We start from the raw sequence: 21,716 nt of genomic DNA on the forward strand, positions 1-21,716 counted from the left end.
GTCAATGCACGAATACAGAGGTTTTCGTTAGTGGCACCAAATCGCATCAAATCTGGAAACACCCGGGAAAAACCCGAAACGCTGAACGAGGCCGAGCTGGAGGCTCATCCGCAATTCGCTTCCACGCTCGCGAATGGCCTCGCCATACTGGGTTGTTTCGCCAACGGCTCATTCCTTTTGGGAAACAAAGATTTCGCAGAACAATTGGGCATGACGCGGCCTACCGTCTCGCGCCTTACGTTTACTTTGATGGGCCTGGGCTATCTGCGCCGCGATGCGGCTACCGGAAAATACGCGCTGGGGCCGGCTGTGCTTTCCCTGGGATATCCACTGCTCTCAAAGCTCATGATTCACCAGGTTGCAGGCAGCGCCATGATGGCTTTGGCGAGCTACGCCAACGGGCCGATATCGGTGGGCGCGCGAGATCGTCTCCAAGTCGTTTACGTGGAGACGGTGTACGCGAATCATTCAAACGAGACGCGGCCTGGGATAGGATCCACTCGCCCGTTCTTGCGCACAGCCATGGGCCGCGCATTGCTGTACGGCCTGCCGCAGGAGGAAAGAAAATGGGTCATGGAGCGTTTGCAGCACGTATATCCCGACGAATGGAATACCTTCGGCAACCGCGTGCAAGCGTCATTTTCACAGTTGGACGAACGCGGCTTTTGCGCGGTAATCGGAGATTGGCGCACTACGCTGGCCGCCGTCGCGGTTCCCATGCTGCAGCCCTCCCTGGGGCTGCCCCTGGCATTCAACCTGACCGTTCCAAGCTATGCCGTAGACAAAAAGAAGCTGGAGAACGACCTGGGCCCTCGCCTTGCCGATCTGGTGCATGACATTGGATCCATGCTGGGTGCAGCACGCTAATATTGATAGCGCAATGTTGCCATCACGTTGCGTGGCGCACCCCAAGCGCCCTGACTGTAGAAACCGATCTGACTGTAGTACTTCTTATCGAGAATGTTGTTTGCATTGACTTGCAGCGACAAGTGCCGATTGAAACGGTAGCGCGCCATCAGGTTGACCAGGGCGTAGGATTCCTGCGAAACCTCCTCGTCGCCGTTTGGCCCTGCTGCCACGGTATACACTTTGCTCTGCCAATTGACGCCACCGCCCAATGTCAGCCGATGCCACGCGCCGGGAAACTGATAGGTGGTGAAAAGGCGCAGCAGCGTTCTGGGATGATTGGTTTGCACGGGCGCCCCATCCGCATCCTTGGCTGTCCAGTGCGACAGTCCAGCGGCAACCTGCCACCCCCTGCGAAGCTCGCCCGATACCTCCAGATCGTAGCCACGGCTCTTGGTTCCTTGTGCCGCGTAATAGGCTTGGTTCGTCGTGCCCGGGACCATATGACCGGGATCAGGCTGTGCGAGATTATCTTGCTCTATCTGAAATAGCGCGGCGCTTGCGTTCAGCTTTCCGTTGAGAAACTCGCCCTTGATGCCCGCTTCATAGCTGTCGCCTTCCAGCGGATCGAGCCAGTTGCCGTCGCGATCCTGATAGCTCTGCGGATTGAAGATGCTGGTATAGCTTACATAGGCAGTCAGATTGTCGTTGAGATCGTAAAGCAGGCCTGCATAGGGGGTGAATGCATTCTTGCTGAACGACGTCGGGGAGCCACCCGCCCAACCCACCGCATCGGTTTCCCATCGGCTATAGCGTCCGCCGACAATCAGTTTGATCGCGTCGGTCAAAGATAATCGAGCGGCGGCATACATACCGTTCTGGCGTGTTGCATCATAGGTTGCACTGGTTTCCGCGTTACTCCAGTTCGGCTCGGGATAACTGCCGTTCCATGTCAGATAATTTCCCACCGGTGGTACGTTCAATGCGGCCCGATAATCAAAATCGGAGACCTGCCTGCTGCTGCTCAAGCCTACCACCAGCTCATGTCGGCGCCCAAACATCTCGAATGGGCCCGATGCCTTCACATCCACACTGTTCTGCGTGCGGTCGCCGAGGTACCAAGCAGGGCTGGCGGCCATCCCCAAGCCTGTCGCCGCATCCGGCCAGTTGTACAAGTACAGCAGCTTCGCATCCGCTTCGTGCCTGCTGTGATTGAGCAACACATTCACAGTCCAGTCGTTGCCGAAACGATGTTCAAGGTCGGCGAATGCGCCAGTCGTGGTACTCGCCCACGATGTCCAGTCTGCGCCGACCGATTTTGACCGTGTCCAATCGGTGCGCGTGCCGTCCGCATACCATAGTGGAAATCCGCCCCAACTGCTGCCGCGGGGGTCATTGTCCTGGTAATTGAAACCCACCCTCAGTGTTGTGTCGGGAGTCAGGTCGGCGTCGACGGTGCCGTACAGCACCTTCTTCTTCATGCTGTAGTAATCGACATAACTGTTGTACTGCTGGTAGGCCGCGATCAGACGCCCCCTCACATGCCCATCGCGACTAAGCGGCGAGGAGATATCCACTGTTGTACGATAGTTATCCCAAGATCCCACGCCCGCGGTCAGCTTGGCGGCAAATTCCTTACTGTCGGCATGCTTGCGAATGAGATTGATCGAGGCGCCAGGGTTCCCGGCGCCGGTCAGCAGGCCAGTTGCACCGCGCACCACCTCTACCCTGTCGTAGATGATCGGATCCAGCGAAGATTCTCCTGCGCTGTAGCCCGTGTCGTACGCGGTCGGAATGCCGTCATACATATAGCGGTCTATGCTGAAACCACGCGAGGAAAATGAATAGCGCTCGGAATCATAGTTCTGCACAGATACGCCCGGCGTGCTTGCCATGACATCTGTCAGCGATTGCATGTTTTGATCCTGCATACGCTGGCTGGTGATCACGGTGACAGACTGGGGGGTATCCCGCAACGTCAGCGGCATACCCGTGCCCGCGCTGGTCGATTGCGCGGTATATGAATGCGTGCCCTCAGTGACCAACGCGCCAAGCCCCATCGTGCCCGTTGTTGTGATCGCTGGCAGCATCGTCACCTTGCCGGCCTGCTGCGCCGCATTGCCGGAAGTCGCGTTCTGTTGGGCATGTGCAGCGGCTGTGTGCCCGGCTGTAGCCCATACAACAATAAGAGACAGAAACAAGGACGTGCGCCCTTGGCGCGCAGCGGAACGCGGCATGACAAGCCGCGCGAACCCATCTGCGAATGCTGGATTGTGGAAAGGCATGAGAAAAAGGCTGTTTTCGTTTTGGGGATAAAAAATTACAGCCTTATAATATTAATGCGACTCATTTTTATTTTCAATAATTAATAATCACCTGGAGATAATTGCCTCACGAGCTGATTCAGCTTCGTGGTGATCTCTCCACGGAGCCGCGCCTCGGGCACAACATTCTCAGGCCCACCGCAACTGATCACAAACCGGCCCTCGCCACCCGGCGCATCGAATGGCGATGCCGCTGCATTGATGCCCGCCTGCCAATCGCCGATGCCATAGCAACAACCGCAAAGATCGAAATCCGCGCATGCCTGCACCATCATGGAAGGCATTTCCACCGGCAGATCCGGCGAACTCAGCAAGCGCATCCGCTCCTTCTCTCCCAGGCTCGCCAGGTAAGCGCGACCCATGGTGCTGTTCAACCCCACCCGATAGCCCACTGGCAGACGCAGGTAAAGCGCCGCTGAGCCGTGCACTGCCTCCACATAAGTCATTGCCTCGCCGTCGAACGCACCCAGCGCCACCGCCGCGCCGGTGGCGCGCGCCAGATTCTGCATCAAGGGACGAGCCAACTCGCGCACCTCGAGATTGGCCAAGCATCCAAACCCCAGCGCGAGTACGCCATATCCAGGCGAGTACCGGCCGGTATCAGGGTGATAGCGCAAATAGCCCAAGGTCGTCAGCGTGTGGACAATGCGGCTGATCGTTGACTTAGGGAGGCCGGTAAGCTCGGCCAGCTCGAGATTGCCCAGCGTAACGACATTCGGACCGAAACAGCGCATCACACTCAGGCCGCGCGCGAGCGCCTCGACAAAGTCGGGCGAAGAAGCGTTGCCCACGCTTTCTTTACGCTTACGACGGGCGGGGCGCCTGGACTCGGACGCATTGCTTGTTTTGCCGTCTTTGCTGGAAATGGAGGATTGCATTCGAAAGCCCTTGGTTCTATAGTCACCAGACATTTTATAGGAACTGAATTCCATTGTACGGAATTCAATAATTTATCTATCCGATCCGATTTCATTTCAGCGAGGAGACACATATGATCAAGGCAGGAATCCGACTCATCGCGGCCACTGTGTTGTGCGGCATGGCCAGCCTGGCTTCAGCCGCAGGCTATCCGGAACGCCCCATCACATTGGTAACGCCATTTCCGGCTGGCGGCGCTACCGATGCCCTGGCTCGCGTGCTTGCCGACAGTATGGGCAAGACCCTGGGGCAGACGCTGGTGGTCGAGAACCGCGCGGGCGCGGCAACCACCATCGGCGCATCTCACGCCGCCCGCGCCACGCCCGACGGCTACACCATCCTGCTTGCAACCAACTCCACGCTGGTCACAAATCGCTTTCTGTTCAAGAAACTGCCCTATGACCCGGACGGCTTCACACCCATCGGCATGATAGGCATTGGTCCCATGGTGCTTCTGACTGCGAAAAAGCATCACTACAAGACGCTGGCCGATGTGGTCAAGGCAGCGAAAGACGCTCCCGAACCCCTCAGCATCGCTTCGTTCGGTTCGGGCACGTCGTCCCACCTGGCTGCGGAATACTTGCAGGATCTTGCCGGCATCAAGTTATTGCACGTGCCATTCAAGGGATCCACAGGCGCCTTGCCCCAACTCATCAACGGCGACGTAGACCTCTTTTTCGACATGGTCAGCACCGGCATGCCGCAAGTGGACAACGGCAAGGTGGATGTTGTCGGCATCACCAGCCAGAAGCGCCTGTCCACACGCCCAGATATTCCTACCATCGGCGAACAGGGCTACCCCGAATTCAACCTGACCGCCTGGTTCACGCTGGTTGCCCCTCCCAACACGCCTGCGGATATCACGACAACGCTGAACAAGGCCCTGAAAGCCGCGCTGGAAGACAAGGCGGTTCGCCAACGTATCCTGGAGATGGGCATTGAGCCTGCGGATGGCTCCCCCGAAGCCTTGATAAAACAAATCAACACGGAAAAGCCGATTATCGAAGCGCTGGTCAAGCGCGCCGACATCGTGGTGCAGTAGGCATCTCGGGGTAAGCACGGATATGGGCGATTGGGCAAATACCGCCATTCAAACTACAATGCGATTCATTCGCATTTTCGATCACCCATACGCCAGCGGCCGGCTTACTCATGATGTCCACGGCTCAACCTCCGTTGCAGGAAGCAGAAGCCTTCTACAGCAACCACCACGGATGGCTGCACGGATGGTTGCGCAAGAAACTGGGCAACGCGTTCGATGCAGCCGATCTGGCGCACGATACCTATGTGCGCATCCTGGCTTCCGGCCATACCCCCGAGCCTAGTCAATCCAGGCGCTATCTGGCGCAGGTGGCCAACGGCCTGTTGATCGACCTTTACCGCCGCCGGCGCCTGGAATCCGCCTATCTGCATGCGCTCAGCCTTCTGCCGGAACCAGAGGTTCCGTCCGAGGAGACCCGCGCCCTCGCCTTTGAGGCCCTGGTTGAAATCGATGCCATTCTCCATCGGCTGCCGGAAAAGGCGCGGCGCGCCCTTCTCCTGTGCAAGCTGGACGGGTTGAGCTACCGGGAAATCGCCGTGCAATTGAACGTATCCGTATCGTCGGTGGAAAAATATATCGCCCGCGCACTACAGGCCTGTTACCTGGCGCTTCAGAATGGCTGATCCACGTAACACGGCACCTGCGCCGGCGACGGGCGCAGCGCATGCCGGCACCGACGAAGCCATCGTGCAGCGGGCCGCACAATGGATGGCGCGCCTGTGGGCGGACGACGCCAGCGACGCCGACCGTGCAGCCTGTGCGCAGTGGCGCGCCGCGCACCCGGATCACGAGCGCGCCTGGCACCGCTTGTTGGCCTTCGATGCCAAGCTCCAGGAAGTGCCGCGGCATGCCGCGCCCGCATTGCTACAATCGCCCGCCGCAACACACGGCGCTTCCAGGCGCCGCATCCTGCAGACACTGGCCCTGTGCACTGTCGGCGTGGGTACTGTACATCTGGTTCGGAACAGCGACACATGGCGATGGTTCTCGTCAGACTACAACACACACACAGGGCAAATTCGCGAAATCGCACTTGACGACGGCACGCGCGTGCTGCTCGACACGGCCAGTGCATTTGATGTGCACTTTGGCGCACGCCGCAGGGAATTGACACTGCGTTCGGGCGGGATACTTGTGACGACCGGCCGCGACAGCATGGCGCCGGCCCGTCCCTTCAGCGTGCGCAGCCGGGAAGGCAGCGTCCTTGCCCTCGGCACGCGCTTCAGTCTGCGTCAGGAGGACGCTGTGTCCCATGTCGCCGTATTCGACGGCGCTGTCGAAATCAAGCCAGTACACACACAAGACGCGCCATTGCGGCTGGAAGCCGGCCGCAGCGCGCGGTTTTCCGACAGCCACATTCAAGCATCCATGCCGGTGCGGGAAAGTGACGCGGCATGGTCACAAGGTCTGCTCGTCGCGAATAACATGCGCGTACAGGACTTTCTGCGCGAACTGGAACGCTATCGCACCGGCCTCATTCACTGCGATCCCGATGTCGCCGACATGCGTGTATCCGGCGTATTTCCTGTCACGGATACCGACCGCGCATTGAACAATCTGAAACTTGCCTTGCCGGTGGAAGTGATCTATCGGACGCGCTACTGGGTAGCCGTGCAGCCTGTGAAGACTAGCTGAGGCCCCGAGCGGCGGCACCCATGCTGTTACAAAACAGTTTGCGTGCGCATTGAGGAAATTGACGCTTCATCCGGAATACATAGGAAGACAACAACATTTCCGGATCGAACAAGGATTACCCTCATGGCCCTGCACTCAACGCGCACGCGCTCCCGTCACGCCCGTTTGCGCCTCGCCGCCATCGGCGCTGCCTCGCTAGCGGCTCGACTTTCACTGCATACGACGCTTATCGCTTGCGCCGCCGTGCTCGCCTCGCCCGTCCATGCCCAACAGGCATCTCAAGCGCAACAGACATACGACATTGAAGCCGGGCCATTGGCCTCGGTACTCAATCAGTTTGCGCAGGCGGCGGGCGCTGATCTTTCCGCCGCAGCCGAGCTGACGCATGGCAAGCAGAGCCCGGGCCTGCATGGCCAATACTCCGTGCAGGGCGGGTTCATGCAGATCGTCCAAGGCCATGGGCTGCGCGTCGTGCGCGCGCCCAATGGCACTTATTCACTGCGTCCGGCACCCGCTGTGCAAACGCAAAGCGGCAACGTGTCGGCGCTTGCACCCGTTCTCGTAAGAGGCCACGTGGAGAATCCGTATGGTCCCGTACGTGGACTGAGCGCTCAGCGAACCGCAACCGCCACCAAAACAGACACGCCGATTCTAGAGACGCCGCAGACCATTAATATCGTCACCCGCACCCAAGTGGAAATGCAGGGCGCGCAGTCGGTGGACCAGGCACTGCATTACACGCCAGGCGTGCTGTCTGCGTTCGGCGGCACAGACAGCCGCTACGATGTGGTCAAGGCGCGCGGGGGCCTGTTTGTGCGCCAGTATCTGGACGGCATTGTGCTGCCTTTCAGTGCCTACAGTGTTTCGGTGCCACAGTTCGATCCCTATATGCTTGAACGCATCGAAGTGCTGCAAGGCCCGTCTTCAGGCTTGTTCGGCCAGACGACGCCTGGCGGCGTGCTGAATATGGTCAGCCGCCGCCCCCAAACTGAAGCGGGACATGAAGTGTGGATACAGGGCGGGAACAAGGATGCCGGCAAGCTGGCCTTTGACTCGACTGGCCCGCTCGATGCGGACAAGCAGTTTCTATACCGGATAACAGGGCTTGTAAACCGGAGCGACGGCCTTGCCGATTACTCAGAAGAAAAGCGGACGCTGATCGCACCCAGCTTCACCTGGCAGCCTTCCGCCGATACGTCACTGACCTTGCTCACACACTACCAGCATGACAAGGACATTCCGCAATACCAGGGCTTGCCCGCAGACGGCACGCTGCGCTACAACCCCAATGGCTCGCTGCCTCGGTCACGATTTTCAGGAGAGCCCTCGTACGAAGGAATGGACAGGGACCAGTATGCGGTGGGCTATGCATTCGAACACCGTTTCAACGACACCTGGGCTGTGCGCCAGAACATGCGCTACACGCGCGTGGACGTGGACGCGCGCGGCACGCCGGGCTACATGCTCGCCGCCGACAAGCGCACATTGAGCCGCGTAGCCACGCGCGGACAAGGAGAAGGCAGCATACTGGGCATAGATACCCAGGCGGAAGCCAAATTCGATACAGGCATTCTGGACCACACGCTGCTCGCGGGCGTCGATTTTGTTAAGCAACGTGACGACTATCGCTTCGCATCCAATCTGGCACCATCAATAGATCTGTACGACCCGGTTTACGATGTAGCCATCCCCGATCTGATTCCTCGCCTGAGCACACTGCAGACCATGCGCCAAACGGGACTGTATCTTCAGGACCAGATACGCACCGGCGGCTGGGTGTTCACCGCCGGTGGTCGCTATGACCGCGCGGACGCCGACACCGACGACCGCATGAACCGGACCAGTGCCGGGCGGCGGGATGAAGCCTTCACGGGCAGGCTGGGCGTCAACTATGTATTCGAATCGGGAATTGCGCCCTATGCCAGCTACGCCACTTCTTTCGAACCCGTCGGTGGCACAGACTATTCAGGCAAACCGTTTGAACCCATGGAGGGTGAGCAGTACGAAGTTGGCGTGAAATACCAGCCTTCCGGATCAGACATGCTGTTCACGCTGTCCGCCTACCAACTGACCCAGAAAAACATGCTGACACCCGACGATGTGGCAGGCCATGCCGGTTTCAGTACCCAGACCGGGGAAGTGCGCTCGCGCGGCATCAATGTCGAGGCCAGGGCGCAGTTGTGGGAAGGCACTGATGTCATTGCCGCTTATGCCTACACGCGCTCCAAAATCACAAAGGCAAACCCCAATGCCGCGGGCGTGTCTCTGGAAGGACGCCCCCTGCCGCGCGTTCCCAAGCACATGGCGTCGTTGTGGCTCAACCACGAATTCAGCGAAGGCCTGGCCAACGGCGTCTCGGTGGGCGTGGGCGTCAGGTATATCGGCGCCAACTACGCGGACCAGGCCGCCACCATCCAGTTGCCCAGCAATACGCTGTGGGATGCAGGCATCCACTATGACATGGGGAAGGCCAACCCCCAGCTCGAAGGCTATAAACTGTCGCTGACCGGTTCGAACCTGACCGACCGCAAGTACGTCAGCTATTGCCTGAACGAGCTCCAATGCTTCTATGGCCAGGGTCGGATCGTACTGCTCAGCCTGCGCAAACAGTGGTAGGCAGCAAGGAGCCGGCCAGCATGAATCCGAAGAGTTCCACCATACGGGTATGGCGTGCCGTCCATACCTGGAGCAGCGTGGCCGCGACGATGTTTCTGTTATTGCTTTGCATCACGGGCTTGCCGCTCATCTTCCATGAGGAGATCGAGCACTGGCAGGAGCCTGACATGCATGCCGAAGGGAAAGCAGATCCCACACTCGCCATTGACGCAATGGTGACGCAGGCGCTGGCGCCATTGCGCGACGGTCGGGTGCGTTTCGTGATTTTCGATCGCGACCACCCTCTGGTCACAGTAGGCATCGCCGCTGGCGGCGCAGAGGATGGCGAGGTCTTGCAGACTCATATTTTCGATACCCGAACCGGACATGCTGTAGAGCCCCATGCTGAAGACGCGGGCTTCATGGATGTGATGCTGCGCCTGCACACCGATATGTACGCGGGGCAGCCGGGCCTGTATTTCCTCGGCGCCATGGGTGCGCTGCTGGCGATATCCATCGTCTCGGGCGTGCTGCTGTATGGACCCTTCATGCGCAAGCATGCGTTCGGGTCTGTGCGCACCAAACGGGCGCGCAGGCTGTACTGGCTGGATATTCATAATCTGCTTGGCATCGTCACCGTGACCTGGGCAATGGTAGTGGGGCTCACGGGCGCCATCAACACGCTGGAAAAGCCCGTCGGCGCTTTCTGGCGTGCAAACAGCCTGACACCCGCCCTGCAAGAACATGCCAACCCAACACCGCCGCATGCGCTTGCACGGATTCAAGATGTCATTACCTCCGCTGAACACGCTGCGCCAGACATGGAGGTAATCAGTCTTTTATTCCCTGGTCAGGCGTTGGCCGGCCCCGGAAACTTCCTGGCCGTGATGTCCGGGACCGAGGCACTGACAGCGCGGCTGTTCAAGACCGCGCTGCTGGATGGAGAAACAGGACGTCTGCTTGAACTCATTGAGATGCCTTGGTACGTACAGGCGCTGTATCTGTCGCAGCCGCTACATTTTGGAGACTATGGCGGCTTGCCACTCAAGATAATCTGGGCACTGCTGGATCTGGCGACCATCGTTGTGTTGTGCAGCGGCCTGTATCTATGGTGCACGCGGCGCAGACATAAAGCCGGCATGCCGCCGCGACATGCCGCTGAACGGCATTCAGCGGCCTAGTCGTCAGGCCGCATGCATTTTCCGAGCAGGATGCCAAACAGCGCGGCGATACCCACGGACTTCCAGGGATTGTCCCTGATGCATTGCTCGCCCTGCTTGGCCGCTGCGCACAACTGCGACTGCAGCCCGCTGCCATAATCCTCCAGCTGCATACGGGCCAGATGCAATTGCAGCTTCATGCGGTCTCTCGCGGCCTCTATTTCTGCACCGCTGTAGCTGGCTGTCATTTCAAGCAGATCCTGTGCGCTGACTATGAGGGCGTCCAGGCTTGCCCGCACATCGCCGCGATCCACTTGTGTGCTTGATGCTGATTTTTCATTCATGAGCGCTCCTTGCCGACTAGGTGAGGAGGAGATTTTCCGAGAACGCAAGCCCCCCCTTTTTCAGGTGCTTTCAATACAGCGAAAGCCGGAAAAAATCCTCTTCAGTAAATGATAGTCTTTCCGCACGCCCAAGTATTACAACATGCTTCCTGGATTTACAGGAATGCCTCAATCGACCTTGCCGATATCCCTCACCGCCTGGCGTAGAACAGCGTCATCCGCATCCCAGTAGGTCTGAAACTCGGGCGCATCCATGTATTCGATAGGACTACCTGCCGCCAGCACCTGAGCCTTGACCTTCTCGTCGGTCGCGATGCGATGGGCGCTTGCGCGCAATGTCTCAACAACCTCCTGGGGAACAGTGGCAGGCACGAATATGCCTGACCATTGCACGAACTTGACATCGTAGCCTTGCGACTGCAGGCTCGGCACGTCAGGCAGCGTGACCAGGTGCTTGTCTCCCCAGTGCGCCAACGCCCGCACCTTGCCCGCCTTGATGTGCTGCAGAATACTGGAGGGGCCGGTGGATATGGCATCCACCTGGCCACCCAACAACGCCGCCACGGCAGGCCCTGCGCCCGTGTACGGCACATGCGTCATCTTGACATCCGCGGCTTTCTCGAGCATAGCCATGGGGACATGCATGGAGCCATACATGCCCGAACTGCCGTAGTTGATTTTCCCCGGAGACTGCCGCGCCGCCTCGACAAAGTCTTTGGCGGTCTTCCATGGAGCGTCGGCACGCACCACCAATACGGTAGGATCAGCGGTTATGCGCGCAATGGCCTTGAAATCCTTGGTGTCATAAGCAGGTTGGCGGCCCAGTATGATATCCGCTTCCGGGAGAATCGAGATCGACGAGAGCATTAGCATAATGGTGTAGCCATCGGGTTTTGCCTTCGCGGCAGCACTGGCTCCTATCGCACCGCCAGCGCCAGCCTTGTTCTCCACCACCACCGACTGACCCAAGTCACGTCCCAGCGCTTCAGCAACAGGCCGCGCCACCGTATCGGTGACGCCACCGGGCGGAAATGGCACGATCATGGTGATGGGGCGGTCCGGATACTTGCCCAGGGCGACGCTTGACGCGAGCATGGCCGCCCCCACGAATACCAGCTTCAGGAAATGCTTGCCGTTCATGTTTGTCTCCTGTTTTTCGGCCATTCATTGTGTCTGGCCATCATGTCTAAACAACGGCCCGGCACGCAGCAAGGCATGCCGGTTGCTCATTACCTGAACGGGTTTTCCAACACGCCCAGGCCATCGATTTCAATCCGGACGCGATCTCCGGTTTTCAGGTAGCTCGGAGGGTTCATGCCCATGCCGACACCGGCGGGCGTGCCCGTGGCGATGATGTCGCCAGGATAAAGCGTGATGCCGCGCGAGCAGGTTTCTATAAGCGCGGGAATATCAAAAATAAAATCACGCGTGCGGGCATCTTGCCGCAGTTCGCCATTCACCCAGCACCGTACGCGTGTATCGGCGCCGTCGAGCTCATCGGCCGTGACCACCCAGGGGCCCATGGGGCAGAAAGTGTCGAACGACTTGCCCAGATCCCATTGCTGATGGCGCATTTGAACATCGCGCGCAGTCACGTCATTGATGATGGTGTAGCCAAAGATATGCGCCTGCGCATGCTCCCGGCTGATATTTGTTCCCGCCTTGCCAATCACGACGGCCAATTCGGCCTCGTAGTCGATCTGCTCGGACAGGCCCGCTGGCAGGCGGACTTCGTGGCCGGGCCCTGTTACGCATTCCGGCACCTTGGTGAAAACGATGGGCCACGCGGCTGGATCTGCTGCGTTGGCCTTGAATACCGAGCCGGACAGCTCCTTGGCATGCGCATGATAATTACGGCCCACGCAGAAGATGTTGCGCCTGGGACGAGGAATGGGCGCCAGCAAGCGCACCTGCGCCATGGCCACGGCATCGTGCGCGGACAACTCCGCAAGCGCGGCGCCGTCCGAGGCCAGCGCAATCAGCCCCAGGACGCCCTGCGCGGCCACGCTATCCGAAACCGCCAGGGGTTGCACGGACAGGCCGTCGCCGGAAACGATACCCACATGGCGGTGTTGATTGTGCTCGAAAGTTGCAAATCGCATGATGCTCCCTGTCTAGATAATACCAATTGGACTATTTATAAGTGTGCTATTTGCCCGGTTGGTACTTCTTGAAAGTATATGCGAGGCTATTTCCGATGACAACAGGAATAAATTCAATGCATTTTTTCATCAACCAGCACCATAGACGGGGCGATGCATCAGATTTTGACCAATTGGTATCATTGAAACTATACTGACATCGAATAAATGACCATTTCCATGACATACCGGCATGAACGCACCGCTTTCCCCTACCGCCCAGCCGCTCAGCGGCACGCGACGCGCTGCAGGCGCGCGCGCACTGGCAGACTATCTGCTCGATGAAATGCGCTCGGGTCGACTGCAAGCAGGCGTAAAGCTCCCTGCGGAGCGGGATCTGAGTGTCAGGTTCGGCACATCGCGCGGCTCCGTGCGCCGCGTGCTTGCCGAGTTCCGCGAACGTGGCTGGATCACGCAAGTGGTAGGCAGCGGCACATTTGCGGCGCTCGCGCCCGGCATGCTGGCCGCATCCACAATCAGCGAAGGGCAAAGCACCAGCACCAGTCCGGCCGAACTCATGGAAGCGCGGCTGCTCATCGAACCGCTGATGCCCGCGCTGATCGCACGCAACGCCACAGCCAGCGATTTCGCCCGCATGCGCGAATGCATAGACAGCTCCGAGGCCGCCACCTCCATCGAGGCCTTCGAACACTGGGATGGCGAACTGCACAAGGCTTTTGCGCGCGCGACCCACAATAACTTCTTCCTTCAGATACTCGATCTAAGCAACCAGGTGCGCGAACAGGGCGAATGGGGCCGGCTAAAACGCAATTCGCTGACTCCCGCCCGCCGCACTCAATACGAGGGACAGCACCGAGCTATCGTGGCGGCCCTGCTGGACCGCGACGCCGCAAAGGCCAGAATGCTGCTGAGAGAGCACCTCGAACAAATACAATCCAATCTCTTTGAACCTGCTTCAGCCTGAGCCCCCACCTAGCCGCCATCTCCATCATGCCCACCACGCCTTCTTCGCTGCCCGCCGCCCAATTATCGGTTTCCCCCGACTGGATAGACCTTTACGGCCATATGAATGCTGCACGATATGTGGGCGTGTTTGACCATACGGGCTACACCTTGCTGGAGCAGGCAGGTGTAGGCGAGCAATACACCAAGACCAGCCGCTGCGGCATCTATACCGTGGATATTGCCGTCAACTACCGCAAGGAGGTGCTGGTGAATGATCCGCTAGAGCTGCGTCTGCGCATTATGGCGGCAGACCAGAAGCGTCTTTTGTGCCTGATGGAACTCTTCCAGACCCGCGACGGCTACCTTGCTGCAACCATGGAGCAGCTGTCCATCCACGTCAATCTGGACACAAGACGGGTTGTACCGTTCCCGGCGGAACTTGCACAGCAATTGCAGGAGACAGCGCGTGTGCATGCGTCACACCCGCTCCCCAAAGGTTTCGTGCAAAGGCTGTCGTTGACGCGCCCGTCAGCGAAAGGTTGAATCTGCAGGGCCGACGACACAAGCGGCCGGTTCAGGCGCCCTTGCTTCAGACCATGGCGGGTACACGCCTGTGCCAATCACTGACGCGCTGGTAAGCACGCCCTATTCTCACAAGCAAAGGCTCCTCAAAAGGCTTGCCATATAGCTGCATGCCGATTGGCATGGACGCGCCGTCGAAACCGGCAGGCACGGCAAGCACGCTTGTGCCCAGAAAGTTGCCTGCCCGCGTGAAGGCGGCAAGCGGCGTCTCCGACTCATCCACCTGCTCAAGCGGGCACGCCACGATAGGCGTTCCAGGCACCAGCAGGGCGTCCATTCCCCGCATCCATGCAGCCCATGCACGCTTCGCATTGTTATGCGCCGCCATGGCATCGATATATTCCGCCGCGCTGATATCTCTTCCACTCATTATGCGGCGCCTGACCCATGGCCCGATCTCGAGCGACTCGTCGTGAATATAGCTTCTGTGCAGGGCATAAGCTTCCGCAGAAATGATCTTTCCGTTGAGGAGCATCATTTCATGAAAGTCGAACGGAAATTCTTGCTCGATTACGGTGGCGCCGTGCTCCATCAGCACCGACACCATCTCGTCGAGCGCGCCGGCAATTTCCGGGCTGACCTCAATGGGGTAACTGGAAGGCGGAATCAGGCCAATGACAGCCCCCGTCAGCACATCGTCCGGATCCTCATCATCATCCAGGTCGAACATCACGCGCGGAGCATGATGGGTTCTCGGGTCGAGCTTGTCGTAGCCTGCCATGATCTGCGTCAAGAGCGCCGCATCCCAAACCGAGCGCGTCATGGGGCCTAGCGAATCGAGCGATTTGGACAAATCACAGCAGCCCGCGAGACTGATCAACCCCGCCGTTGTCTTCAAGCCGGTAATACCGTTCAGCGTTGCGGGAATCCGTACTGATCCGCCGGTATCGGAGCCAATGGCGCCGGCGGCCAGGCCGGCCGCAACGGCCACCCCCGACCCGCTGGACGACCCGCCCGGAATGCAATGAGACGAGACCGACCAGGGGTTTCGGGGTGTACCCAGCAGCGGATTGGTGCCCCAGCCACCAAACGCGAATTCCACCATCTGCGTCTTTCCAAGAATGACCGCTCCCGCCGCAATCAGTCTGGCGATGGCGGTCGCCGTACTCTCGCTGCGCCGCCCGTGCCAGGACTTGGAACCCGCCGCAATGCCGCGGCCGTCTATCGCGCAGAGATCCTTGACCGCCAGCGGAATGCCATCGAGCGGGCCTATCTGATAGCCATGCGCCCGACGCTGGTCGGATGCTCGCGCCTGCATCAGCGCGGCCTCATGATAGACCTCGACATAGGCATTCAGCGCAGGGTTGAGCCTGTCTATACGCTCCAGATACAGGTTCGTGAGATGCGCCGAGCTGATGTCTCCACGCTCCAGCTTTCCGGATAGCGCTTCGATAGACGCAAACGGTAGATTGTCACCCATGATTATTTCCGCTCACTCCATTTAGGTGCAGGATAGACTGGCTTGGCGGTAGCAACATCAGCCGGGTATACAGGCACAATGCCCTTCTCCGGCATGACCTGAACCACCGGAAACGGCATTTTCAATTGCATGCCGGTATCGTCGATGGCATAGGGGCCAGCCATTACAGTGAGCTTGTCAGACAAATCCAGAGATGCCTGTTTCAGCTTTGCCGCATCCAATGACCCCGCCTTCTTGATAACCTCCTCGGCAATGACCGAAGCGCCATAGGCCAGCGCCGTTTGGAAGTCAGGAGGAAACTCGGCCTTTGGAAAAAGCGCATCATATGCCTTGGCAAACGCCTCTCTGTCCATGCCCGCATTCACCTTCCAGTTGATGGCCGGATCGTAGTTCGTGTGGCTGAAAATATAGTAGGAGTCCGGCCCTATGGCCTGGAACTGCGGCGTAGAGGCGTAGACCATGAAGGTATAGGGAAAGCTGATGTTCAACTGCTTCATCTGGCGCACCATGCTGATGAGGTCGCCTTCGTAGGATGTAGGAACAAATGCCTCGGCCCCCGATGCGCGGACCTTCTGCAACAGGGTGCTGAAGTCCTTCTGCCCCTTCGGGTAGCGTTCATACATGACAACCTCGATGCCATCCTTTTCCGCCTGCACTTTTCCGCCTTGCGCAAGACCTGTCGGGAAAGGCTCGTCCGAATAGACAATGGCCACTTTCTTGACACCCAGCTCCTTGGCAAAGGCCATCGGTGCGACCAGCATTCTCGAAACAGGCATCTGGGTTCCAGACACAATGTACTTGAATCCCTGCTGGTACAGCTGGTCGCTGGCAGCGGACCAAATCATCATGTACTTCCCGAGGCGCTCCGTAACCGTTGCCGCCGCCGTGGTCAACGTCGAGCCGAAAGGGGCAAACACAAGATCGACCTTGTCGTCGGTGATCAAGCCCTCGTAAACCCGCGTGACCATCTGCTTGTCGCTTCGGTCGTCCCGTTTGACAAGCTCGACCTTGCGCTTCTCGCCATTGATCTCGATTCCGCCTCTTTTATTGACGTCGTCGACCCACACCTCGACACCACGAACGCCCGATTGAGAGGCCAGCGCAAAACTGCCTGTCGATGATACGGTCATTCCGATTCGAATCGGATCCGCGGATTGCGCCTGGGCGCCCGGCGCCCCAAGAACCGCCGCCAAGGCAAGCGCGGGCAGGGACATAGATAACGTCTTCTTCAAGCATTTGGCTAGCATGGAAGTCTCCTTGAGGTACGTCGCATTTGGAATGCGTACCCAGTTTTATGTTGTATTTTGCTGGCGAGTCATTACACTCAACGATAGCTTATACCAAAAAATTATGGAATGCATCCATGAAAAAACTTAATTTCAAGCAAATAGAAATGCTCTGGTCCATCATAACGGCCGGATCCATCAGCACCGCCGCCAGGCAGCTTGACGTCAGCCAGCCCGCCATCAGCCGGATGCTGGCCCAGACAGAGGCGCAACTGGACATGAAACTCTTCGAGAGGATACGCGGCCGCCTGCGCCCCAGCAAAGAGCTTACTGATCTATTGCCCGAGATTGAACGAGCTCAAAAAGCACTGCAGCGCGTCAACGACATGATGAGCGCCATGTCCGAAGCACAAGGCGGCGTTCTACGGGTCTCATCCAACCCAAGCCTCGCCAAACACGTCATTCCCAAGGCGCTCGATGCTTTTCACAAGCTGTATCCGGACACGTTTCTGCGCTTCCATACCGCCATGATCTCCGACCTCGTTGCTGAACTGCTCAGTGGCGAAATAGATATTGCGGTGCTGGCGATTCCGGCAGAACATCCTTTTCTTTCAACAACTTCCATATGCGAGGGGAGCATGGTAGCCATTGCCCCGAAAGACTGGCCGCTTGCCGCAAACAACGTGCTTTCGCTGCGCGAACTGGCACAAGCTCCTCATATATTGGTGGGCGAGCGCCTGCACTACGGGATGATTGCCGCCAACGCATTCAAGCATGCCGGCGTTCAGCCCAATGTCATTGCAGATGTACCCTGGTCGGATCTCGCCTATGCCATGGTCAACCAGGGAATAGGCTGCGCCATTGTGGATGCTTTTTCCGTGACGGAGGATGCCTGGCCCAACGTGAAAGCCATTCCGCTGGACACGCACATTCCTATTCGCATGCATGCTGTCCACGCAACGAACCGCCCGCTGCCGGAAGTCGCAAAACGGTTTCTTCGCGTCGTCAAATCCCTACACCAGACGCGCGGCAAATCAACCTCAATCGCCTCGGAAGCGAGTGCCGGCGGAGATGCGAGGCTAGGGTAATCATTCATATTCATTAACTTGAAGTTATAGTCTTCGATGGGCATAATTCCCGACATAAGGACAATGAGATACTGGAGACGCGCATGGCCGACCCGGCACCAGCAGCATTCTCGGCAAGCCATCAAACACACGACAGGTCGATCGCAAGGCTGAAGTACCTGATCGCCACAGGGCTTTTCGGCGCCCTCGTCCTGATCATGGCCGCTCTGCCCCTGTTCAGCACGAACAACTCCCTGGGGTTCTACCTCATGCTCTGGATTGCCATGGCGACTGGCATGAACATCTGCGTTGGCTTCACCGGATACCTGCCATTTGGTTACGTGGTGTTCTACGGAATCGGTGCCTATGCGACCGGGATCTTCTACAAACTGCTCGGCTGGCCCATTGCCTTGTCTCTCGTTGCGGCCGGCATTGCCGGAGCCGTTGTTGCACTCCTGATGACGCCAACGCTGCGGCTCAAGGGCGTCTATTTCGGTATCGTCAGCCTGGCATTGGCCACCATCGTCCGATTGATTATTTCAAATCTTCCTGATGACTGGACCGGCGGCAGCATGGGGCTGATTCTCGCCGGTGCCAACAACCCCGTGCACAGCTACTACACCATGCTCTTGGTAATGACAATCGCATTGGGTATCGTGCTGTGGCTATCCAATTCACGCTTGGGCCGGCAATTACGGGCCATCAAGGACGATGACGCAGCGGCCGCCTGCGTCGGCATCAATGTTCCCGCCACCAGACTGAAGGCCTGGCTCCTGGCGGCGATTATTCCCGCGCTGGTTGGTGGCGTGGAGGCCTGGTACACCAATGTTGTCGATCCGGAATATGCCTTCCACGTGCTGATCACTGCAAAAAGCATTATCTATGGAATGGCCGGCGGCTTCGGCACCATCATCGGCCCCGTGGTCGGCGCGATTGCCCTCGTGGGTATAGACCATGTGATCTGGGAAGCCTTCCCGCTGATCAATCTGCTTCTGCTGGGCCTGATCATCATTGCGCTCATGCTGTTCCTGCCGCGCGGCGTCATCGGCAGCATTCTCAAGCGCAAGCCCGAATCCCGTCGTTATATCGCCTGAAGGAGCCCGCGATGTCGTCTCTTGTTATCCAGGGTATTCTCAATGGGCTGATACTGGGCGCGCTGTATGGCCTCATCGGGATCGGACTGAATATCATCTATGGCGTGCTGCGGGTGGTGAACTTCGCACACGGAGAATTTCTGGTTTTGGGCGCCTACTGCGCCTGGGTGCTGTTTACCTATCTGGGAATCAGTCCGCTTCTTTCCATACCCGTGACGTTCCTCATTTTCTTTGCCGTCAGCTATCTGCTGTACTTCGTGCTGATTCCCAGAATGAGCAAATCGGATGATCCGGAAACCAGCTCTCTGCTTTTGATGTTCGGTGTCTCTATCGCCCTGAGCGCAACGATGCTGCTCATCTTCGATGCGGATGCCCGCAGTCTCACGGTCGATATCGATCCGGTTTTTCTGACTTTCGGCGACATTATCCTGCCAACTGTCCGGTTACTGGCTCTTGGCATCGCCTTGGTGCTGGTTTGCATCCTGTCCTACTTTCTCTATAAGACGCAGATAGGCAAGGCACTTCGCGCAATCATCATGAACCGGGATGCCGTCAATATCGTGGGCATCAACGCAGAGCGGCTGTCCGCGGTGGCATTTGGCCTCGGCATCGGCCTTGCCGCCGCAACCGGCGTCATCGTGGCCATGGTCTTCCCTGCTTTCAACCCTTTCATGGGCACCGATTACACGCTCATCGGCTTTGTCATTATCGTGCTGGGCGGCCTGGGCCATCCGCTGGGCGCGCTTCTAGGTGCGCTTGTGTATGGACTCACCGAGCAGGTTGCAATCGTGTTTTTCAATCCGTCCATTGCAACTATTCTCGGATTTTCGCTGATGATCGCAATGATCTTCATACGCCCCACAGGCCTGCTTGGCCAACGCCAGCTGCGCTGAAGGAGTCGTCATGCTTGTTGTCGAAGACCTGAAAAAATCGTTCGGCGGACTCCAGGCACTGAAAGGAGTCAGCGTCACTCTGCCCGATGAGTCCATCCTGGGCGTCATCGGAATGAACGGGTCCGGAAAAACCACACTTCTCAACTGCATCAACGGCATTTACGTGCCAGACGAAGGCAGCATACGCCTGGACAATATAAATCTCGTCGGGATGCCCATCCATCGCGTAGCGGCGAGGGGGGTTGGCCGCACATTTCAGGTTCCGCGAGTTTTCCAGCACATGACGCTGATGGAGAACATGGATGTTGCCCAGGTCGCGCATGACAGCACCCATGACGAGCGATACGCCAGGTCGGAATACTGGCTGCATAAGGTGGAACTGCTGAGACTGCGCCACAACTATGCAGAAGAGCTTTCGGGCGGGCAACAGAAGCTGCTGGAGCTGGCCCGAATCATGGTGGCAAACCCCAAGGTCATACTTCTGGACGAACCCTTCGCCGGGGTCAACCCAGAGCTGGCACAGATGCTCATCGGAATCATCAAGGAAATACCCCAGCAGCACGGCTGCTCTGTCATCCTTGTCTCGCACGATCTCACTTCGATTTACCGGCTGTCGAATCATATCGTCGTCATGAACGAAGGCGCGGTACTGGCCGAGGGCTCTGCGGCGCAGGTCAAGGAAAACCCCGCCGTGGTCGAAGCTTACCTGGGAGCCTGACATGGAAAGTATATTGAGCCTTAATGATGTGACTGTCGCATATCACGGCGACATCACGATACTGAACAACGTCAACGTGCAGGCTCGCAAAGGCCAGGTTACCGGCATCATCGGCCCGAATGGGGCCGGCAAGTCCACCGTCTTGAAAACCATGTTCGGTTTTCTGCCCCTCATCAAGGGCAGCATCGTCCTGAACGGAACAGACATCAGCCGGCAAGGGCCAAACAAACGGGCGGAGGCGGGAGTGGCATTTGTCCCGCAGAACCGGAGCCTATTCGGCGACTTGTCGGTTGAAGATAATCTGCTGCTCGGATGCTGGCCATTCCGCAAGGACAAGCCACTTGTCCGCAAGAGAATAAATGCTGTCTATGAGCGGTTTCCCATCCTCGCCGACAAACGCAAGGATCCAGCCTCGAGCATGAGTGGCGGGCAGCAGCGGTTTGTGGAATTCGGCCGGGCCCTGCTCATAGAGCCATCCGTTATACTGCTCGACGAGCCAACCGCCATGTTGGCTCCCAAGATATCAAAAGAGCTGTATGGCTTGATCAGGGGATTTGCAGACGACGGCATGACAGTGGTGCTGGTGGACCAGAATGTGCGTCGCTGCGCCGAGATTTCCGACTATCTGTACATCCTGGAACTCGGAAAGAACAAGGCTGAAGGTGACCGGGACGCATTTGTACACGGGTCTGCCCTGCGGGACACAGTGGCAACCTGGATGGATTACGAAATCGACTGAAAAGCCGCGCGACCTGGGCTTGCATGCCCTCGTGCCGCCACGGCCCTCTGCGCGCCGCACCACCGG

Annotated in this window: 20 protein-coding genes; 13 read left to right on the forward strand and 7 right to left on the reverse strand. The window is 58.4% G+C overall.

Annotated elements, in window-relative coordinates; genetic code table 11:
- The first annotated feature begins 30 nt into the window (after positions 1–30).
- Positions 31–867 (forward strand): IclR family transcriptional regulator, encoded by an 837-nt coding sequence (locus tag ERD78_RS03330; protein ID WP_245152308.1) that lies wholly within the window; start codon positions 31–33, stop codon positions 865–867.
- Here ERD78_RS03330 and fhuE read toward each other — a convergent pair.
- Both fhuE and ERD78_RS03340 read right to left on the reverse strand, forming a co-directional pair.
- Positions 864–3,083 carry a ferric-rhodotorulic acid/ferric-coprogen receptor FhuE gene (fhuE, locus tag ERD78_RS03335; protein WP_245152309.1) on the reverse strand — a complete coding sequence of 740 codons (2,220 nt, stop codon included), beginning with the start codon at positions 3,081–3,083 and terminating at the stop codon, positions 864–866. The genes ERD78_RS03330 and fhuE overlap by 4 nt on opposite strands.
- Before the next feature lie 128 nt (positions 3,084–3,211).
- A complete protein-coding gene (locus ERD78_RS03340; protein WP_129967831.1) occupies positions 3,212–4,048 on the reverse strand; it encodes an IclR family transcriptional regulator in 837 nt (278 codons plus the stop codon).
- 113 nt (positions 4,049–4,161) lie between these two features.
- On the opposite strand from ERD78_RS03340, the gene ERD78_RS03345 reads away from it, so the two are divergent.
- The 5 genes from ERD78_RS03345 (at position 4,162) to ERD78_RS03365 (ending at position 10,541) form a co-directional block, all read left to right on the forward strand.
- Positions 4,162–5,130 (forward strand): Bug family tripartite tricarboxylate transporter substrate binding protein, encoded by a 969-nt coding sequence (locus ERD78_RS03345; RefSeq protein WP_129967832.1) that lies wholly within the window; start codon positions 4,162–4,164, stop codon positions 5,128–5,130.
- Between the two features lie 113 nt (positions 5,131–5,243).
- Positions 5,244–5,753 carry a sigma-70 family RNA polymerase sigma factor gene (locus ERD78_RS03350; RefSeq protein ID WP_129968321.1) on the forward strand — a complete coding sequence of 170 codons (510 nt, stop codon included), beginning with the start codon at positions 5,244–5,246 and terminating at the stop codon, positions 5,751–5,753.
- On the forward strand, positions 5,746–6,765 hold the full coding sequence (locus ERD78_RS03355) for a FecR domain-containing protein (protein WP_129967833.1): 1,020 nt from the start codon (positions 5,746–5,748) through the stop codon (positions 6,763–6,765). The genes ERD78_RS03350 and ERD78_RS03355 overlap by 8 nt, the downstream gene beginning before the upstream one ends.
- A gap of 123 nt (positions 6,766–6,888) precedes the next feature.
- The gene (locus ERD78_RS03360; protein WP_129967834.1) at positions 6,889–9,381 is read left to right on the forward strand and encodes a TonB-dependent siderophore receptor; all 2,493 of its coding nucleotides are present in this window, start codon (positions 6,889–6,891) and stop codon (positions 9,379–9,381) included.
- 20 nt (positions 9,382–9,401) lie between these two features.
- Positions 9,402–10,541: a PepSY-associated TM helix domain-containing protein gene (locus ERD78_RS03365; RefSeq protein WP_129967835.1), complete on the forward strand. Its 1,140-nt coding sequence runs from the start codon at positions 9,402–9,404 to the stop codon at positions 10,539–10,541.
- Here the strand turns inward: ERD78_RS03365 and ERD78_RS03370 are convergent.
- From ERD78_RS03370 to ERD78_RS03380, 3 genes are all read right to left on the reverse strand, one after another.
- On the reverse strand, positions 10,538–10,864 hold the full coding sequence (locus tag ERD78_RS03370) for an ElaB/YgaM/YqjD family protein (RefSeq protein ID WP_129967836.1): 327 nt from the start codon (positions 10,862–10,864) through the stop codon (positions 10,538–10,540). The genes ERD78_RS03365 and ERD78_RS03370 overlap by 4 nt on opposite strands.
- Positions 10,865–11,032: 168 nt before the next feature.
- Positions 11,033–12,004: a tripartite tricarboxylate transporter substrate binding protein gene (locus ERD78_RS03375; protein WP_129967837.1), complete on the reverse strand. Its 972-nt coding sequence runs from the start codon at positions 12,002–12,004 to the stop codon at positions 11,033–11,035.
- Positions 12,005–12,093: 89 nt separating this feature from the next.
- On the reverse strand, positions 12,094–12,966 hold the full coding sequence (locus tag ERD78_RS03380; protein ID WP_129967838.1) for a fumarylacetoacetate hydrolase family protein: 873 nt from the start codon (positions 12,964–12,966) through the stop codon (positions 12,094–12,096).
- A gap of 232 nt (positions 12,967–13,198) precedes the next feature.
- Between ERD78_RS03380 and ERD78_RS03385 the strand changes: the two genes are divergently transcribed.
- Positions 13,199–13,930: a FadR/GntR family transcriptional regulator gene (locus ERD78_RS03385; protein WP_129967839.1), complete on the forward strand. Its 732-nt coding sequence runs from the start codon at positions 13,199–13,201 to the stop codon at positions 13,928–13,930.
- 26 nt (positions 13,931–13,956) lie between these two features.
- Positions 13,957–14,454, forward strand: a complete 498-nt coding sequence (locus ERD78_RS03390; RefSeq protein ID WP_129967840.1) for a thioesterase family protein — start codon at positions 13,957–13,959, stop codon at positions 14,452–14,454.
- A 46-nt stretch (positions 14,455–14,500) separates the two neighbouring features.
- Here ERD78_RS03390 and ERD78_RS03395 read toward each other — a convergent pair whose 3' ends face one another.
- Positions 14,501–15,913 (reverse strand): amidase, encoded by a 1,413-nt coding sequence (locus ERD78_RS03395; RefSeq protein WP_129967841.1) that lies wholly within the window; start codon positions 15,911–15,913, stop codon positions 14,501–14,503.
- A 2-nt stretch (positions 15,914–15,915) separates the two neighbouring features.
- On the reverse strand, positions 15,916–17,160 hold the full coding sequence (locus tag ERD78_RS03400) for an amino acid ABC transporter substrate-binding protein (RefSeq protein ID WP_245152310.1): 1,245 nt from the start codon (positions 17,158–17,160) through the stop codon (positions 15,916–15,918).
- A gap of 116 nt (positions 17,161–17,276) precedes the next feature.
- Between ERD78_RS03400 and ERD78_RS03405 the strand changes: the two genes are divergently transcribed.
- The 5 genes from ERD78_RS03405 (at position 17,277) to ERD78_RS03425 (ending at position 21,650) form a co-directional block, all read left to right on the forward strand.
- On the forward strand, positions 17,277–18,227 hold the full coding sequence (locus ERD78_RS03405; RefSeq protein ID WP_167668828.1) for a LysR family transcriptional regulator: 951 nt from the start codon (positions 17,277–17,279) through the stop codon (positions 18,225–18,227).
- An 83-nt stretch (positions 18,228–18,310) separates the two neighbouring features.
- Positions 18,311–19,300 (forward strand): branched-chain amino acid ABC transporter permease, encoded by a 990-nt coding sequence (locus tag ERD78_RS03410; protein ID WP_129967843.1) that lies wholly within the window; start codon positions 18,311–18,313, stop codon positions 19,298–19,300.
- Positions 19,301–19,311: 11 nt separating this feature from the next.
- The gene (locus ERD78_RS03415) at positions 19,312–20,193 is read left to right on the forward strand and encodes a branched-chain amino acid ABC transporter permease (RefSeq protein WP_129967844.1); all 882 of its coding nucleotides are present in this window, start codon (positions 19,312–19,314) and stop codon (positions 20,191–20,193) included.
- A 10-nt stretch (positions 20,194–20,203) separates the two neighbouring features.
- Positions 20,204–20,911 carry an ABC transporter ATP-binding protein gene (locus tag ERD78_RS03420; RefSeq protein WP_129967845.1) on the forward strand — a complete coding sequence of 236 codons (708 nt, stop codon included), beginning with the start codon at positions 20,204–20,206 and terminating at the stop codon, positions 20,909–20,911.
- A 1-nt stretch (position 20,912) separates the two neighbouring features.
- The gene (locus ERD78_RS03425) at positions 20,913–21,650 is read left to right on the forward strand and encodes a branched-chain amino acid ABC transporter ATP-binding protein (RefSeq protein WP_129967846.1); all 738 of its coding nucleotides are present in this window, start codon (positions 20,913–20,915) and stop codon (positions 21,648–21,650) included.
- Positions 21,651–21,716: the final 66 nt, after the last annotated feature.

Source organism: Allopusillimonas soli (assembly GCF_004153445.1).
GTDB lineage: Bacteria > Pseudomonadota > Gammaproteobacteria > Burkholderiales > Burkholderiaceae_B > Allopusillimonas > Allopusillimonas soli.

Bases quoted from the DNA above. Each gene is read 5' to 3' on its own strand.
- fhuE (WP_245152309.1), bottom strand. From the start codon at position 3,083: ATGCCGCGTTCCGCTGCGCGCCAAGGGCGCACGTCCTTGTTTCTGTCT.
- ERD78_RS03340 (WP_129967831.1), bottom strand. From the start codon at position 4,048: ATGCAATCCTCCATTTCCAGCAAAGACGGCAAAACAAGCAATGCGTCC.
- ERD78_RS03345 (WP_129967832.1), top strand. From the start codon at position 4,162: ATGATCAAGGCAGGAATCCGACTCATCGCGGCCACTGTGTTGTGCGGC.
- ERD78_RS03350 (WP_129968321.1), top strand. From the start codon at position 5,244: ATGTCCACGGCTCAACCTCCGTTGCAGGAAGCAGAAGCCTTCTACAGC.
- ERD78_RS03355 (WP_129967833.1), top strand. From the start codon at position 5,746: ATGGCTGATCCACGTAACACGGCACCTGCGCCGGCGACGGGCGCAGCG.
- ERD78_RS03360 (WP_129967834.1), top strand. From the start codon at position 6,889: ATGGCCCTGCACTCAACGCGCACGCGCTCCCGTCACGCCCGTTTGCGC.
- ERD78_RS03365 (WP_129967835.1), top strand. From the start codon at position 9,402: ATGAATCCGAAGAGTTCCACCATACGGGTATGGCGTGCCGTCCATACC.
- ERD78_RS03370 (WP_129967836.1), bottom strand. From the start codon at position 10,864: ATGAATGAAAAATCAGCATCAAGCACACAAGTGGATCGCGGCGATGTG.
- ERD78_RS03375 (WP_129967837.1), bottom strand. From the start codon at position 12,004: ATGAACGGCAAGCATTTCCTGAAGCTGGTATTCGTGGGGGCGGCCATG.
- ERD78_RS03380 (WP_129967838.1), bottom strand. From the start codon at position 12,966: ATGCGATTTGCAACTTTCGAGCACAATCAACACCGCCATGTGGGTATC.
- ERD78_RS03385 (WP_129967839.1), top strand. From the start codon at position 13,199: ATGAACGCACCGCTTTCCCCTACCGCCCAGCCGCTCAGCGGCACGCGA.
- ERD78_RS03390 (WP_129967840.1), top strand. From the start codon at position 13,957: ATGCCCACCACGCCTTCTTCGCTGCCCGCCGCCCAATTATCGGTTTCC.
- ERD78_RS03395 (WP_129967841.1), bottom strand. From the start codon at position 15,913: ATGGGTGACAATCTACCGTTTGCGTCTATCGAAGCGCTATCCGGAAAG.
- ERD78_RS03400 (WP_245152310.1), bottom strand. From the start codon at position 17,160: ATGCTAGCCAAATGCTTGAAGAAGACGTTATCTATGTCCCTGCCCGCG.
- ERD78_RS03405 (WP_167668828.1), top strand. From the start codon at position 17,277: ATGAAAAAACTTAATTTCAAGCAAATAGAAATGCTCTGGTCCATCATA.
- ERD78_RS03410 (WP_129967843.1), top strand. From the start codon at position 18,311: ATGGCCGACCCGGCACCAGCAGCATTCTCGGCAAGCCATCAAACACAC.
- ERD78_RS03415 (WP_129967844.1), top strand. From the start codon at position 19,312: ATGTCGTCTCTTGTTATCCAGGGTATTCTCAATGGGCTGATACTGGGC.
- ERD78_RS03420 (WP_129967845.1), top strand. From the start codon at position 20,204: ATGCTTGTTGTCGAAGACCTGAAAAAATCGTTCGGCGGACTCCAGGCA.
- ERD78_RS03425 (WP_129967846.1), top strand. From the start codon at position 20,913: ATGGAAAGTATATTGAGCCTTAATGATGTGACTGTCGCATATCACGGC.